This is a genomic window from Ruminococcus sp. RTP21484sp1_RTP21277st1_D2_RTP21277_210401, from assembly GCF_040924225.1.
Taxonomy (GTDB): Bacteria; Bacillota; Clostridia; order Lachnospirales; family Lachnospiraceae; genus Blautia_A; species Blautia_A faecis.
Window position 1 is genome coordinate 32520 of record NZ_JBCOMJ010000008.1, and the last position, 14031, is coordinate 46550.

At 44.6% G+C, this 14031-nt stretch carries 13 protein-coding genes and 3 tRNA genes; 12 read left to right on the plus strand and 4 right to left on the minus strand.

Annotated elements, in window-relative coordinates:
- The first annotated feature begins 10 nt into the window (after positions 1 to 10).
- The 7 genes from AB5706_RS07415 to AB5706_RS07445 all read left to right on the plus strand — a co-directional run bounded on the left by AB5706_RS07415 (position 11) and on the right by AB5706_RS07445 (position 6597).
- A complete protein-coding gene (locus AB5706_RS07415) occupies positions 11 to 415 on the plus strand; it encodes a DUF6711 family protein (protein WP_173771857.1) in 405 nt (134 codons plus the stop codon).
- Between the two features lie 12 nt (positions 416 to 427).
- Positions 428 to 676 (plus strand): hypothetical protein, encoded by a 249-nt coding sequence (locus AB5706_RS07420; protein WP_173771856.1) that lies wholly within the window; start codon positions 428 to 430, stop codon positions 674 to 676.
- Positions 660 to 1046 (plus strand): hypothetical protein, encoded by a 387-nt coding sequence (locus AB5706_RS07425; RefSeq protein WP_173771855.1) that lies wholly within the window; start codon positions 660 to 662, stop codon positions 1044 to 1046. Before AB5706_RS07420 ends, AB5706_RS07425 begins: the two co-directional genes overlap by 17 nt.
- Positions 1047 to 1057: 11 nt before the next feature.
- Positions 1058 to 4129, plus strand: a complete 3072-nt coding sequence (locus AB5706_RS07430; RefSeq protein WP_173771854.1) for a hypothetical protein — start codon at positions 1058 to 1060, stop codon at positions 4127 to 4129.
- Between the two features lie 17 nt (positions 4130 to 4146).
- Positions 4147 to 4668: a hypothetical protein gene (locus tag AB5706_RS07435; RefSeq protein ID WP_368361401.1), complete on the plus strand. Its 522-nt coding sequence runs from the start codon at positions 4147 to 4149 to the stop codon at positions 4666 to 4668.
- Positions 4669 to 5156: 488 nt separating this feature from the next.
- Entirely contained in the window at positions 5157 to 6149 is a 993-nt protein-coding gene (locus tag AB5706_RS07440; protein ID WP_173771852.1) for a tyrosine-type recombinase/integrase, read from the plus strand.
- A 145-nt stretch (positions 6150 to 6294) separates the two neighbouring features.
- Positions 6295 to 6597, plus strand: a complete 303-nt coding sequence (locus AB5706_RS07445; RefSeq protein WP_368361400.1) for a hypothetical protein — start codon at positions 6295 to 6297, stop codon at positions 6595 to 6597.
- Between the two features lie 5 nt (positions 6598 to 6602).
- Here AB5706_RS07445 and AB5706_RS07450 read toward each other — a convergent pair whose 3' ends face one another.
- Positions 6603 to 6911: a hypothetical protein gene (locus AB5706_RS07450; RefSeq protein ID WP_368361399.1), complete on the minus strand. Its 309-nt coding sequence runs from the start codon at positions 6909 to 6911 to the stop codon at positions 6603 to 6605.
- A gap of 65 nt (positions 6912 to 6976) precedes the next feature.
- On the opposite strand from AB5706_RS07450, the gene AB5706_RS07455 reads away from it, so the two are divergent.
- The 3 genes from AB5706_RS07455 (at position 6977) to AB5706_RS07465 (ending at position 10139) form a co-directional block, all read left to right on the plus strand.
- On the plus strand, positions 6977 to 8767 hold the full coding sequence (locus tag AB5706_RS07455; RefSeq protein WP_368365968.1) for a tail fiber domain-containing protein: 1791 nt from the start codon (positions 6977 to 6979) through the stop codon (positions 8765 to 8767).
- 90 nt (positions 8768 to 8857) lie between these two features.
- Positions 8858 to 9316, plus strand: a complete 459-nt coding sequence (locus AB5706_RS07460) for a phage holin family protein (RefSeq protein WP_204454769.1) — start codon at positions 8858 to 8860, stop codon at positions 9314 to 9316.
- Positions 9317 to 9347: 31 nt separating this feature from the next.
- Entirely contained in the window at positions 9348 to 10139 is a 792-nt protein-coding gene (locus AB5706_RS07465; RefSeq protein WP_368357528.1) for an N-acetylmuramoyl-L-alanine amidase, read from the plus strand.
- A 358-nt stretch (positions 10140 to 10497) separates the two neighbouring features.
- On the opposite strand, the gene AB5706_RS07470 is transcribed toward AB5706_RS07465, so the two are convergent.
- From AB5706_RS07470 to AB5706_RS07480, 3 genes are all read right to left on the minus strand, one after another.
- Positions 10498 to 10582: transfer RNA gene (locus AB5706_RS07470), tRNA-Leu, on the minus strand.
- A 70-nt stretch (positions 10583 to 10652) separates the two neighbouring features.
- A tRNA-Leu gene (locus AB5706_RS07475) sits at positions 10653 to 10737 on the minus strand.
- Positions 10738 to 10803: 66 nt separating this feature from the next.
- Positions 10804 to 10888, minus strand: a tRNA-Leu gene (locus AB5706_RS07480).
- Positions 10889 to 11099: 211 nt separating this feature from the next.
- On the opposite strand from AB5706_RS07480, the gene AB5706_RS07485 reads away from it, so the two are divergent.
- Complete coding sequence (locus tag AB5706_RS07485; RefSeq protein WP_148462392.1) at positions 11100 to 12110, plus strand: deoxyguanosinetriphosphate triphosphohydrolase; 1011 nt, start codon at positions 11100 to 11102, stop codon at positions 12108 to 12110.
- A 100-nt stretch (positions 12111 to 12210) separates the two neighbouring features.
- Positions 12211 to 14004 carry a DNA primase gene (dnaG, locus tag AB5706_RS07490; protein WP_148462390.1) on the plus strand — a complete coding sequence of 598 codons (1794 nt, stop codon included), beginning with the start codon at positions 12211 to 12213 and terminating at the stop codon, positions 14002 to 14004.
- The last annotated feature ends 27 nt before the right edge of the window (positions 14005 to 14031 follow it).

Sequence of the window (14031 nt, forward strand, 5' to 3'; positions counted from 1 at the left end):
AGGTGGTCGGTTGAGTGACTTTGTAAGTAGCGGAACAACTACTACAAAAACATCTTCAGATATTGAAATTGATGGAGTGCCAATGCCAGGTCTTAAGCTGAATGGCCTTACCGTAACCAAAGAAAAAATATGGTCAAAAAATACCGGACGTGCAGCCAATGGCGAGATGGTGGGAGACCTGATTGCGATTAAATATACTTTGAAATGCAGCTGGCCGCCGCTGACAAGAGAGCAGGTAGCGGTGATTGATAAAGCCGTTTCCCCTGCTTTTTTCAATGTGACTTTCCTGGATCCAGGGACAAATACCAAAGTAACAAAAAGATTTTATGCAAGCGCTCCAGCCTACCCTGTATATACCTACCGTAAAGGTGTGAAGACGTACCAGGGTGTGGCTGTGGACCTGATTCAAAAATAGGAGGAAACCAAAATGTTAAAAGGAACAAAATCAACATCCATGAATTTCAACAGCATGATCAATGACAGACCTGTTGTGTACATGTCTGCGCAGATCCCGGAAGCTGGGAACGCAAGCACCAGTATTACCGTCCAGGATCGTGACTTGTATGAGACAAACAAGACAGAGTGCAGAAAAGATATTGAAGCATTTAACCAGTTAGTCTATGCAGCTGAGGACGAGCGTGTAACAGGAGGTACCGCAGATGAAACTGAAAAATAAAGACATATTAAATTTTGTCAATGGCTGTGCTTCCTTAAGGGAGAAGCGGCTGCCGGTAAAGCTTGGCTATGCGATCAAGAAGAACCTGGCAGCAGTCAGTGATGCAGCCAATGCCTATGATGCAGAGCGCCAGGAACTGCTTGAGAAATACGCAGCAAAAGGTGAGGATGGAAAGTTCCTGGTTGAGAATGGGCAGTATTCCATCGAGGACAAAGAGGGCTTTGCAAAAGACCTGGATGAGCTCCTGGCGATTGAGACAGAGGTTGGTATCCATACTGTTTCTGAGGAAGAGATTGAGAAATGTGATGATCCACGTTATGATGCCCTGACAGTGGCTGACCTGGAAACACTTGAGATCATGACTGAGTAGGAGGTGGTCCTGTGTATCAGTCTTCAGAAGCTTTTGGAAACCTGGTACTACAGGATTCCCGAACTTTTAAAGCACTCATCACATATGATGATGTATCCATAACAAATGCGAAAAGCATTAAGTTTACTGGCGGAGCAGAAGGGGAGGATGACTTTTCCCTTGGCTCCACAGTGAGCCAGTACGTTACCATCATAATTCCGGATCCGGGAAAAGCCATTGAGGGGCATGAGCTCCTGGTCCAGATCGGAATGGAAGTGAACGGTCTGGTGGAATACATCCCCATGGGATATTTCACGCCTGGAAAACCATCCAGAAATGAAGAGCAGATTGAGTTTACAGCCTATGACCGGATGATGAAAACAGAGCGTGCATTCTCTATGGACGGAGACAGTACGGATACGGCGGCTGTTCTGAAAAGGATCCAGGAAATCACAGGTGTGATGGTTGTAACAGATGGTCTTTCCGGCATTTCCATGGAGGTTCCGAAAGGTTACAGCTGCAGGGAGGTCCTTTCTTACGCAGCACAGCTTCATGGCTGTTTTGCGGTATGTAACAGAAACGGACAGATTGAACTGCACAGCTACGAGGACAGCGGGTATACGGTCAGCACCGGCAGATACTGGGATTCTTTTGAACACAACGATTACCTGTTCCAGGTGGAAAAGCTTACCTGTTACACTGGCCAGGACGAAGAGGGGAAAGATGTTTCTGTTTCATCCGGAGACGGGCCAAGGGCAGTGATCTTTTCCAATCCGTTTATGACACAGGATACCCTGGACAAAGTGATGGATTCCCTGAAAGGTTTTTCCTATATGCCTGGCTCCCTCCGGATGATGGGAGACCCACGGCTGGATCCTTGGGACGTCCTCACCGTGGAAGACAGAAAAGGGGGTTCCTACAAGGTCCCGCTGATGAAACTGGAAAGGGAGTATGATGGCGGTTTTACGGATTCTGTGGAGTCTGTGGGTTTATCAGAAGATGAAACAAATGCGAACTGGAAAGGTCCGACCACAAAAGAAATGGAGCGGTATTATGCACAGCTGGTGATGATCGACCACGCAATGATCAATAAGCTGGATGTGGATACTGCCAATTTGAAATTTGCAACAATCCAGAATCTGAATGCGGTCAATGCTACGGTACAGAATCTGGATGCAGAGTTTGGAAGCTTCAGGGATCTGACTGCTACAAATTTTACTGCCGCCAATGCAAAGATCAATATCCTGGATAACGATTATGCCAATATCAAAACGCTGCTTGCAGGTGGTGCCGGTGTGGGGGATTTGCAGAACATCCACCTTACTTCCCAGAATGCAGTGATTGACTCGGCACTGATCAGAACTGCAGTTATGCAGACGGTCTCAGTTGGGGATCTTTTAAGTGGCACCATTTCCACCAATAAATTTATGATCACATCTGACGATGGCGGGATTAAGATCCAGGGGGCAACCCAGCAGTGGAGGGACGCAGACGGAACTGTCCGGATGCAGGCTGGCAGGGATGCAAACGGTGATTTTACCTTTTCCCTGTTCGATAAGACCGGAAAAGGGATTCTTTTGGATTCCACAGGCGTGAAGCCTGGAGCTATCGCGGATGGTCTGATCGTGAATAAGATGGTGGCGGATAACGCAGCCATTGCCGGAACTAAGCTGGATATCCCTTCGGTGGTATCAGCTATCAATGGCAGCTCCCAGAGTATCAAGAGCAGCCGGATCTGGTTTGACGATCAGAACCAGAGCCTGAACCAGTTATACAGCCAGATGAATACCAACATTGTCAGTGCTTCTACGACTGCATCCAATGCCGTCAGTACCGCAAATGCCGCCAGCAACACGGCAAATGCAGCTTCTGACGCAGCGAAGAAAGCTCTGGACACTTTGTCCGGGATTTCTACCCTGGATGCAATCGGGGCTTCCCTGGACAATGATGCGCATGTGGTCCATACCTATACGGATGGTTCCGGTGGGGATTACAGCAGCTGTCATACCACTTTTTTCGTGTATCTGGGCGATACGGATGTTTCCGATCACATTGACCAGATTACGGTGAAAGCTTCTGAAGGTGTAAGCGGTACCTGGAACCCGAAAACCAGAACGTATCAGGTCACAGCAATGACTTCTGACAACGGCTACGTGGATATTTCGGGGCTTTACGGACTGGAAGGGAAAGTTCTTCTGGTCGGTGGAAAAGGGCTTGTTGTAGGCGGTAAAACGCTTGTTGTAAAGTCAATGGGCTCCTGGATCACCAAGAGATTTTCCATCAGCAAGGCAAAGGACGGAAAGATTGGTCTCAGCTATGATCTCCGAGTCAGCAGCCAGGTGATCCGGAAACAAAAGGACGGAAAGACTCTGGTTCCGGAAAGCGTGACTTTCTCAGCATTTAAGAATGACAATGGAATCATCAGCAGTTATTCCGGAATTTTTCAGATCGAGGAATCAAAAGACAATGGAAAGACCTATGTTTTGAAGTATGGTTCTTCATCTGCTGAGATCATGAAGATATACGCTCCCTCCGGAGCTGACGTGAACATGATCCGCTGTACTTTATATGATACATCCGGAGCCCAGAACCTAGATACCCAGACCGTCATGCTCCTTGCGGATGCGGAAGGCCTGGCTGATGATATCAAAGCCGCTCAGAAGACCGCAGACCAGGCAAAAGCTGCCATTGTCACGACAAACCAGAAAGTAGCCAACATTGAGACAAGCGTGGATGGTTTAAAGATGAATCTGTCCGAGACGACTACAGACCTCCACGGTCTGGTGGGAAATTCACTTCTGTACAATGTCCGCTATCATGACAACGAAGACGGCACTACAACCGTGACTGCAGTTGTGTACCAGAATGGAAGCGAGGTCACAAAGAATTATCCGGCAGCATGGTTTTCCTGGCGTAAAAAGACCGAAAGCGGTGAGAGCTTCCTGGGATACGGCTACAGTATCAAAGTAAAGAATGAAGATTACATGTTTGGCGGTGTGGTGATCGGACGATTTACCACATACAAGACTGCAGCGCTCATAGTAGGCGGCAAACTCCTTGTGATCGGAGGGAAAGCTGTCAATCTGAATGTAGATGCGGTATGAAGAAAGGAGATTAAGCTATGGCATTACCACAAGACGGCCAGGACGCAAACGGCCTCACAAAAGTAACACAGATTCCCGCAGGGAAAGAATTGATGTTCATCGATCCCACCACGAATGAGGGTGGGATTATTACGTTGGAGGATTTGACGAAGCAGATTTTGAATGGATTGACCTCACAAACCTTCGGTTTAGACAGTGGAACCCAGACGCTACCGGCAGCCATTAACTATTTATATGGCAAGTTGTTCATGGAGATACCAGTCGCAATCACTATTGAAAATAAAACATTAAATGCAAAACTTTCAATCAGTGATACAGACTATGGTCTTATCTGCTTAACTTATCAAATTTCTGCCTTTGTGTACGCTATTGCATTGATTGTTTATGGCTCTAAATACAGTTCGAAAATACTGTCATTTGTCTCAAGCAATGCAAAAACTAACGAGGCTAAATGGGATAGCAATTCCAAAACTTTCACATGTACTATCGATACGAATAATACAAACGTAGTAAATGCCAGAGCAATTCTAATTAAATGAAATTGTCAAAATAGCCCAGCACCAGGGGAACATGGTATTTTAAGAACCATGTATATTGATGGTTCCAAATATGCGATGTAAGAATTTTTGACGCTTGTTAATAAAAAAATATTTCTTAGGTCAAAAGAAAGTGATGTATGGGGCAATTGGATAGAGAAATAATCATTTACATAATTTTTGTCCAAGCACCATTACTGTATTGTGCAACGGCAAGCTTTTTGCTTACTGTAGCGACTCCAATAAAATTTGCAATATTTTTAGACGTTAGAACTATACCCCAAGCCCAAGAAGGGTATAAACCTCCAATATTTCCCCATGCTGGAATAATTTCGCAATAGTTGCCAGATACCAATATATCGTTGATATTATCATTTAAAGCGTATGTAGCTTTTTGAGCTTTATTGCCATATTATATAGTCAGCACTTTGTAGGGTAGACCTTCCTGATACCAGAAAATATAATGGAATCAGGAAGGGAGGTATTCATTTATGACCGAAAAATTGATTCAAAATGTAATTGTAGCAATGCAGGATAGCCTTACTGACGAACAGCTTCAGAAACTGGAAAACGTTCTTGCAATCAATCTTCACGGGATGGAAGTGAGAGAGGAGTGTACACAGCTGGTTACTTCGGAACGACACTGGGAGCGAATCCTAAAGCTGTACATAGCTAGTAAGCGTTTGGAAAACTGCGCAGAATCTACACTACTGGCGTACAATCGGTGCATTACACTACTATTTCAGGGAATTAATAAGAAAATTCACGAAATAACTACCAATGATCTTAGGTACTATTTGGCTGTATACCAGGAACAGAGGAAAATTTCGTTGGCTTACCTTGAAACTTTGCGGCACAATATCAGCGGATTCTTCAGTTGGGCTACGGATGAAGGCTACGTAAACAGGAATCCAGCTAGAAGATTAAAACGTGTAAAAGTGCCGCAGAAAATCAAGAAGCCGTATACAGCTGAAGAGAGGGAGCACCTCAAAGATGTGGCGAAAACAGAAAGAGATGTAGCAATCATGGAGATCTTATACAGTACTGCTGGTCGTATTGGAGAAGTAGTAGCTCTTAATCGTGATGATGTAGATTTTGTAAACAGAGAAATAATCATTTACGGTCAAAAGGGTAAGAAGGAGCGTAAAGTGTATCTTACAGAAGGTTGTGTTTATCATCTTAAGAAATATCTGGAGAGTAGAGACGATAACAATCCGGCATTGTTTGTGAGAGGAAGGAAGCCGTATAATCGCCTGGGAAGGCAGGCAATACAAGACATGCTCCGGAAACTTGGAGCGGAAGCAGGAGTACATGCGCATCCGCATAAATTTAGAAGAACATTACTTACGGATGCAGGTGCCAGAGGTGTGCCATTACAAGAAATCCAAGCTTATGCTGGGCACGCAAAGTCGGACACAACAATGCTGTACGTAAGTGTTAAACAGGAATCAGTAAAAGCATCCTTTATGCGTCTAATCGCATAGGAAAAGGAAAAAATAAATGTTGGAAAAGCCAGCTGAAAAGGTGGCTCGGGGAAGTGCGGCCTTTGAGAAAACGATTGTATTTTTGAGGGAAAAAGGAGCTTGCATATAATATGGCAAGTCATCTTTTATATCGAAAGAAAAAGGTGTGGATATTCAAGTAGCTAATGAATACGTATATACAGGATTGTCGTTTACAGTCCCGAAAAACACTTTATTTATCTTTACAGCAAGAGCCGATTATAATACTTCAGAGTCAGTAGGAATTTCAATTGCAGGTTCGGATTTAAACCATAATATAAGTACAATTGTTGTTAATAGTGAAAAATACCCAACAGTACTAACACACGTACTTGATAGAGTATCTGAGGATATTACTTACTATATTTGGGCAAAATACAAGTCTAAAGGTAACAACAGAATCGTCATATATGGGCTTCAAATGAAATAATTATTTTACACCCCAGCAAACTCCTTCCAGCCTTTCCAGCCACCGGCACGAGTGCAGATATTTGTTTGTATATTGCCATTTGTAAAATTAACAAGCAAGATTGCACAAGTATCATAGTTATGCAATATTAGCCCTGGAGAATAACCATAGGCTTTGCCATCTGTGACATTTGCAGTGCCAATTATTTCAACACCCACCTCGTTAGTTTGCACGATATTATATGCGTATTCTAAAATATCCGTCTCACTTGAGGGTGATGGGAAACGTTTACATTTTAAGCTTTTGCCATATTGTTTAGTAAAACAAGAATTCATGCTAAAGGGCATCTCCCAAGGTGTCTTTTATTATGGATTTTTATCCGGAAAGGAGGAAAAACCCAATGCTATTCGAACAACCAGTCAATATATACTCGCAGGATTATGTACTGAAGCGTTTCCAGTCAAATGAAACAGCTGTCCAAGTAGTCAGAGGAAAGCTCTCTGCACTGATCAGCGAGTCAGAATTGATTGAACTGCAGAACAGCAAGGCAACCATGTACAGTAAACTTGCATCAGCCGTACTGGATATAAACAGCCTTCAGCTGCAGTTTTCCGATATCAGCAGTAAATATGATACCGTAACTGGTAAATACAGCTCCCTGGATGCAAAAGTAGCAGATTACAAAGCAGGATTGGATGGACTTTCGATGAACCTGTCCAGTCTTAGCACCAAGATAAACAATGACTATTCCACGACTACTGCAATGAATGCAGCCATTAAAGCAAGTGTGGATGGGCTGTCCAGTACTGTCTCACAGACTTATGCGACAACGCAAAACGTTAAATCTTCACTGGCAGAAGCTGACACCAATGCAAAGAAATATGCAGACACTGCACAAAGTACCGCAATAAGCCAGGCACAGCAAGACGCAACGTCCAAGGCAGATGCAGCGGAATCCAATGCAAAAGCTGATACCGATAATAAACTGAAGAATTATTCCACTACCATAGCCATGAATTCTGCAATCAAGCAAATGGCCGACAGTATAACACTTAGCGTTTCCAAGACCTATGCGACAGGAGCAGATCTCTCAGCTGGTCTATCCGGCGCAGACCAGAAGGCTAAAAACTATGCGGACAGTGCCTTACAATCAGCGGATAAATCCGCAAAGGGATATGCGGATGCGGCACAAAGTGCAGCCGTAAAAGCTGCGAATGCAAATACAGAAGAACTTCTGAAATCGTATCCGACTGTAACCGCTATGGAATCAGCCATTAAGCAGAATGCAGATTCCATCACAGCATCTGTTTCAAAGACTTATGCAACTAAGGAGGGGCTGAGCGACGCCAGTACAAAGATATCAAATCTAGAGACCTGGAAGTCCCAGGCCGCACTGAAGATCACAGATTCCGCAATCGTCAGCACTGTAACCAGTTCCACTTCCTGGAGCAAAAAGGCAGACAAGGCCAGCCTGATCTCCCAGATCAACCAGTCCGCAGAAAGTATTTCCATTAACGCGAGTAAGATCAATTTAAACGGTGTGGTAACCGCCAATAGCTATTTTTGCATTTTAACCGATGGAAGCATAAAAAGTGTCAAAGGTACACTGGGAGGATGGACGATATCATCCGATAAAATTCAGTCACGTTTTGCCGGAATAGATGCGATGACTATACACTCGGATGGATATTTAAAATTTGGAACATGTAAAATAAGTTCAACTGGAGGAGCGCTCACAGTAAAAAACGGCTTACACCTTTACACAAATGTAAATACAGATAGCAGTGGTTTTGACGATGGCACGGAGAGATTCAAGATATTCGGATTAGGTCATGTATCGTCTGGAGGACATCTGGTATTTGATAGTGATGGGGCTACGGTTTCTTATTTATCCAGTTCATCCAGAAGATACAAGAACCATATCCGGGACATGACAGATAATGATATACAAAATCTGTATAAGCTTCCAACCGTATTCTTTGTTTATAAGCCTGGCTATCTGGAAAAAGACAGCGCCATTCCCATTCCCGGGCTTTACGCAGAGGATGTGGAACAGTACCTTCCATTAGCAGCCAGATACCAGAACGGACTGATTGAAGACTGGAATGAAAGAGCTGTGATCCCATATCTGATCAAGGCAATCCAGCTGCAGCACGAAGAAATTGAAGCATTGAAAAGAAAGGTAGCGTGAAAATTATATGAACGAACCAAGGGCGAGACCGTGTAACCGGTCTTATTTTTATACCATAAAATAATATAATAAGAAGGAGAACACATAATTATGAAGGTGATTGATACGTATAATGCTATTGTTGGCGCAGCTGTTGCTGTATTGAGCTATATCTTTGGAGAACACTGGATCCTGTTTGCATTGTTCCTGGCATTTAATGTTGCCGACTGGATCACAGGCTGGATGAAAGCCAGACTGACACACAAGGAAAATTCCAAAGCGGGATGGAAAGGGGTCCTGAAAAAACTGGCTTACTGGATCATGATTGCGGTAGCCTTTGGAGCGTCTGCAGTGTTTGTGGAGATCGGAAAGACGCTTGGCGTTGATCTGGGAATTACCACATTACTTGGCTTCTTTGTCCTGGCATCCCTGCTGGTAAATGAGATCAGATCTATTTGTGAGAATCTGGTGGAAATGGGAGTGGACGTCCCGAAGATCCTGATCAAGGGACTGGAAGTGGCAGACAAGGCAATCAATAAAGATGGAGAAGATTTTGACGAGGGCGAGTGATCGCCCTCCTTTTTGAAAGGAGAATTTCAACATGAAATATTTTATCTGTGTAGGTCACGCGAACTATGGCGGTGGCGTCATCTCATCGGCAGATGGCACCAGCAAAGGTGGCGTAAACGAATACAAATACAACAAGGAACTGGCACCTTATGTGTGCAAATGGCTTAAGGCAGCAGGACATGAGGCAACCTTGTGTATTGCTCCGGAAGGTCAGCTGCATTCCCTGAATGATGAAATCAAGTATTTCATTGAAGAAGAACATAAACAGAACTATGATCTGTCCGTCCAGCTTCATCTGAATGCCTTTAATGGAGAGGCATATGGCTGCGAAGCATACTGTTACAATGCAAATGGTCTTCCGGAAGCTCAGCGGATCAGTGCGAAGCTCGGTACTGTCTGGCATGACAGAGGAGCTGAAGAACGTCCAGGTTTGTACTGGACCAGAAAGACCAAGGCAAAAGCAGTTCTGGTAGAATCTTTCTTCTGTGATAACAAGGACGATTATGCCAAAGCGAAAAAACTTGGTATGGACGCTCATGGCAAGCTGATTGCAGAGGGCATCCTGGGAAAAACAATCACAATTGCGCCGGCGCAACCAAAAGCAAAGTATTACATCCAGGCAGGAGCCTATGGGACAAAAGAAAATGCAGACGTGATGGTTAAAGTACTTAAGAAAAAGGGATTTTCAGCAAGTATCCGCAAAGTAACCGGCTCCGTCCCATACCGCGTCCAGGTCGGCACCTACAGAACAAAGAAGGCTGCCAATAAGGTGGTAAAGAAGCTGAAGACAGCAGGCTTCACAGTCCTGGTGAAGAGTTTGTGATGTCGAATGCTGTCGTACTATCTCGCACGATAAAGCTCGACAGATGAGGTAGAATCTGGTACAGTAAAACTGAACATGAGATTTCCCTTAGATAAGAAAAGCCCTCACAATCCCGCGAGTTGCCCCTCAGGAGAGTAAAGGCTTTTCTTCTTATATTATAAATCTTGCTTTATTTTTTCTGGAAAATGTGAGGGGCAAGAATCCTGCCCCTTAAGGGGCAAAATCTCTGCCCCTCGAGGGGCAAAAAAGGGGCAGAGTTTTGACACACTTTATCTACCTCCTGAACATTCGGAGTCCCAAAAAGCCCGCAAAACAGGCGCTTTGCAGGCTTTTGACACTTCTTGATAAAATAAAAAAATGCGGAAGATGGGACTTGAACCCACACAAGCGCAATGCTTACAAGATCCTTAGTCTTGCTCGTCTGCCAGTTCCGACACTTCCGCATATCGCATTTCACAGAGATAAAAATCTCTACGCGATCAGATATTAAATTGTAACTACTTACGTAGTACATGCGGAAGATGGGACTTGAACCCACACAAGCGCAATGCTTACAAGATCCTTAGTCTTGCTCGTCTGCCAGTTCCGACACTTCCGCATATCGCATTCATAGAGGAAAAACCTCTGCGCGATAAAATATGAAATTGTGACTATTAAATAGTCATGCGGAAGATGGGACTTGAACCCACACGAGCGCAATGCTCACAAGATCCTTAGTCTTGCTCGTCTGCCAGTTCCGACACTTCCGCATATCGCGTTTTTCGGAGAAAGTTTTCTTTCTCGCTGCGACGGATATTAGTATAACAAAGGGGTATATGATTGTCAACACATTTTTTGAAAAAAATTAAAAATTTTCAAGTTTTTTTTGAAAAAAAGAGGAATTTGAAATTTTGTGTAGAATATAATTAATAGGAGGAAGATTATCGGCTTACCTGTCAGTCTTTGGAGGATAGAAGATATATGAATATCAGAGAGAGCATGGAAGAAAGAGAACTGGAACTGCTGAGTCCTTATGCCGCATACAGTGGACGTTCCAGAGGAAGAGACCGGGAGGAAGAAGAGTGTGACGTCCGGACGGTTTACCAGAGAGACCGGGACAGGATCCTGCATAGCAAAGCTTTTCGCAGGATGAAGGATAAGACTCAGGTTTTTCTGGCTCCGGAAGGAGATCATTACAGGAACCGGCTGACGCACACTCTGGAGGTATCCCAGATCGCACGTACTATAGCCAAGGCACTTCGCCTGAATGAGGATCTTGTGGAGGCGATTGCACTGGGACACGACCTTGGTCATACGCCTTTCGGACATTCAGGAGAGACCGCACTTAATACCGTTCATCCTGAGGGCTTTGCCCACTACCGTCAGAGCGTCCGCGTGGTGGAAGTACTGGAGAAGAACGGTGACGGACTGAATCTTACCTGGGAGACAAGAGACGGAATCCTGAATCACCGTACCAGCGGTCATCCGTCCACTTTGGAGGGACAGGTAGTCCGCTTTTCGGATAAGATTGCCTATGTTCATCATGATATGGACGATGCCCAGAGAGCTGGGATCATTACAGAGAATGATATTTCTGCCAGTCTCAGGGAGTTTCTTGGACAGACCACAAGAGAAAGGCTGAATACCTTTGTACATGATGTGATTGAGCACAGCATTGACCAGCCTTCCATTCAGATGTCTGCTCCTGTAGAGCAGGCACTCATGGATCTTCGATCAGAGATGTTCCAGAAAGTATATCTGAATCCCATTGCGAAGCGTGAGGAATCCAAGGCAATCAAAATGCTGACAGAATTATACGCCTATTACATAGATCACCCGGAAGCAATGTCCAGGGAGTACGTTGCTCTTATTGAGAAAAAGGGAGTTCCCAAAGACCGGGCGGTATGTGACTGGCTGTCAGGAATGACGGATCAGTATTCCATGAAGAAATTCAAGGAGATTTTCATACCAAGAGCCTGGGAGGTTTATTAGAACGTGGACAAAACTCTTGCAATGAGATATAATATTTATTTACGCGAAAGATGTCGCATTTTCTTGGATATGCGGCATATCAAATCAAAGGAGGATAAGCATGCGCTATTCCGACGATATCATTGAAGAAGTGCGAATGAAAAATGATATTGTAGACGTGATATCCCAGTATGTAAGACTGACCAGAAGAGGAAGCTCCTATTTTGGTCTGTGTCCTTTTCATAATGAGAAGACCCCTTCCTTTTCCGTAACGCCGTCCAAGCAGATGTATTACTGCTTCGGCTGCGGAGCTGGAGGAAATGTATACAATTTTGTAATGCAATATGAGAATTATTCATTTGGAGAAGCACTTTCCCATCTGGCAGAGCGTGCCGGTGTGGAACTTCCCAAGATCGAATATTCCAAGGAGGCAAGGGCGAAAGCGGAGAAGCGTGCAGCCTTGCTTGAGATCAATAAGAAAGCGGCTCAGTATTTTTATTACCAGCTGCGCCGTGAAGGTGGAAAAAATGCCCACGATTATCTTACAGGCAGAGGTCTCAGCGAAGAGACGATCAGGAAATTTGGTCTGGGGTATTCAGACAAGTACAGTGATGACCTGTATAAATATCTGAAATCCCAGAATTACAGTGATGAACTTCTTCGGGAATCCGGCCTTTTCAATGTGGATGAACGCCAGGGCATGTATGACAAATTCTGGAATCGTGTTATTTTTCCAATCATGGATGTCAATAACAGGGTGATTGGATTTGGCGGGCGAGTGATGGGAGACGGCAAGCCCAAGTACCTGAATTCGCCAGAGACCCGTATTTTTGACAAGAGCCGTAATCTGTACGGATTGAATATAGCCAGAACCACCAGGAAAAATTACCTGATCCTGTGCGAGGGCTACATGGATGTAATCTCCATGCACCAGGCAGGATTTACCAATGCAGTGGCTTCTCTGGGAACGGCGCTTACATCCGGACATGCCAGTCTGGTGAAGAGGTATACACAGGAAGTGCTTCTTCTTTACGATAGTGATGAAGCTGGTGTAAAAGCCGCCTTGCGAGCCATTCCCATTCTACGGGAAGCCGGCGTGAATTCCAGAGTGGTGAATTTACGGCCTCACAAGGATCCTGATGAATTTATCAAAGCAGAAGGCGCAGAGGCTTTTGAGAAAAGGCTGGAGGCAGCTACGGACAGCTTTATGTTCCGGATAAGTATTGCTTCCGGTGATTTTCCTATGGATGAGCCACAGGGACAAAACCGGTTTTTTGAGCGGTGTGCCCAGTATCTTCTGGAACTTTCTGATGAACTGGAACGGAATCTGTATATTGAAGCAATTGTAAAAGAATACCGCAGATATGGAATCAGTGTGGAAGACCTTCGGAAGCGTGTAAACACCCTTGCTCTGAAGGGTACGCCTGCAGAGAAGCGTATCCAGCCAAAATCCGGCGGCTCTCCAATGAGAAAAAAGGAGAGCGCGGCAGATAAATCCCAGAAGCTGATGCTTACCTGGCTGGTTACCTATCCGGCAATTTTTGATACTGTGGAGAAATATCTTTCCCCTTCAGATTTTGTAGTTCCTCTTTATAAAGAGGTGGCAGAAATGCTCTGGAAGCAGCACGAAGAGGGAGATGTGAATCCGGCCAGACTTCTGAATGCTTTTACAGACAGTGAAGAGCAGAAAGAGGTGGCCTCTCTCTTTAATGCCACGATCCACCTTGAGACAAAGGAGGAACAGCAGAGAGCATTTTCCGATGCTTTGATCCGCATTAAGCAGGAGAGTCTGGCGGAGAAAAATAAAAACTGGGATCCTGCAGATATGGGGGCTTTACAGGAGCTTGTAAAGGCCAAGAAGGATCTGGAGGAGCTTGGAAGAAAAAGGCAGCAATTGCATATTTCTTTTGAATAAGGATAAAATATTAACACTATATGGAGG

What these genes read in the sequence shown, in the direction of transcription:
- AB5706_RS07420 (WP_173771856.1), top strand. Translation starts at nt 428, where the DNA reads ATGTTAAAAGGAACAAAATCAACATCCATGAATTTCAACAGCATGATC.
- AB5706_RS07425 (WP_173771855.1), top strand. Translation starts at nt 660, where the DNA reads ATGAAACTGAAAAATAAAGACATATTAAATTTTGTCAATGGCTGTGCT.
- AB5706_RS07435 (WP_368361401.1), top strand. Translation starts at nt 4,147, where the DNA reads ATGGCATTACCACAAGACGGCCAGGACGCAAACGGCCTCACAAAAGTA.
- AB5706_RS07440 (WP_173771852.1), top strand. Translation starts at nt 5,157, where the DNA reads ATGACCGAAAAATTGATTCAAAATGTAATTGTAGCAATGCAGGATAGC.
- AB5706_RS07450 (WP_368361399.1), bottom strand. Translation starts at nt 6,911, where the DNA reads ATGAATTCTTGTTTTACTAAACAATATGGCAAAAGCTTAAAATGTAAA.
- AB5706_RS07455 (WP_368365968.1), top strand. Translation starts at nt 6,977, where the DNA reads ATGCTATTCGAACAACCAGTCAATATATACTCGCAGGATTATGTACTG.
- AB5706_RS07460 (WP_204454769.1), top strand. Translation starts at nt 8,858, where the DNA reads ATGAAGGTGATTGATACGTATAATGCTATTGTTGGCGCAGCTGTTGCT.
- AB5706_RS07465 (WP_368357528.1), top strand. Translation starts at nt 9,348, where the DNA reads ATGAAATATTTTATCTGTGTAGGTCACGCGAACTATGGCGGTGGCGTC.
- AB5706_RS07485 (WP_148462392.1), top strand. Translation starts at nt 11,100, where the DNA reads ATGAATATCAGAGAGAGCATGGAAGAAAGAGAACTGGAACTGCTGAGT.
- dnaG (WP_148462390.1), top strand. Translation starts at nt 12,211, where the DNA reads ATGCGCTATTCCGACGATATCATTGAAGAAGTGCGAATGAAAAATGAT.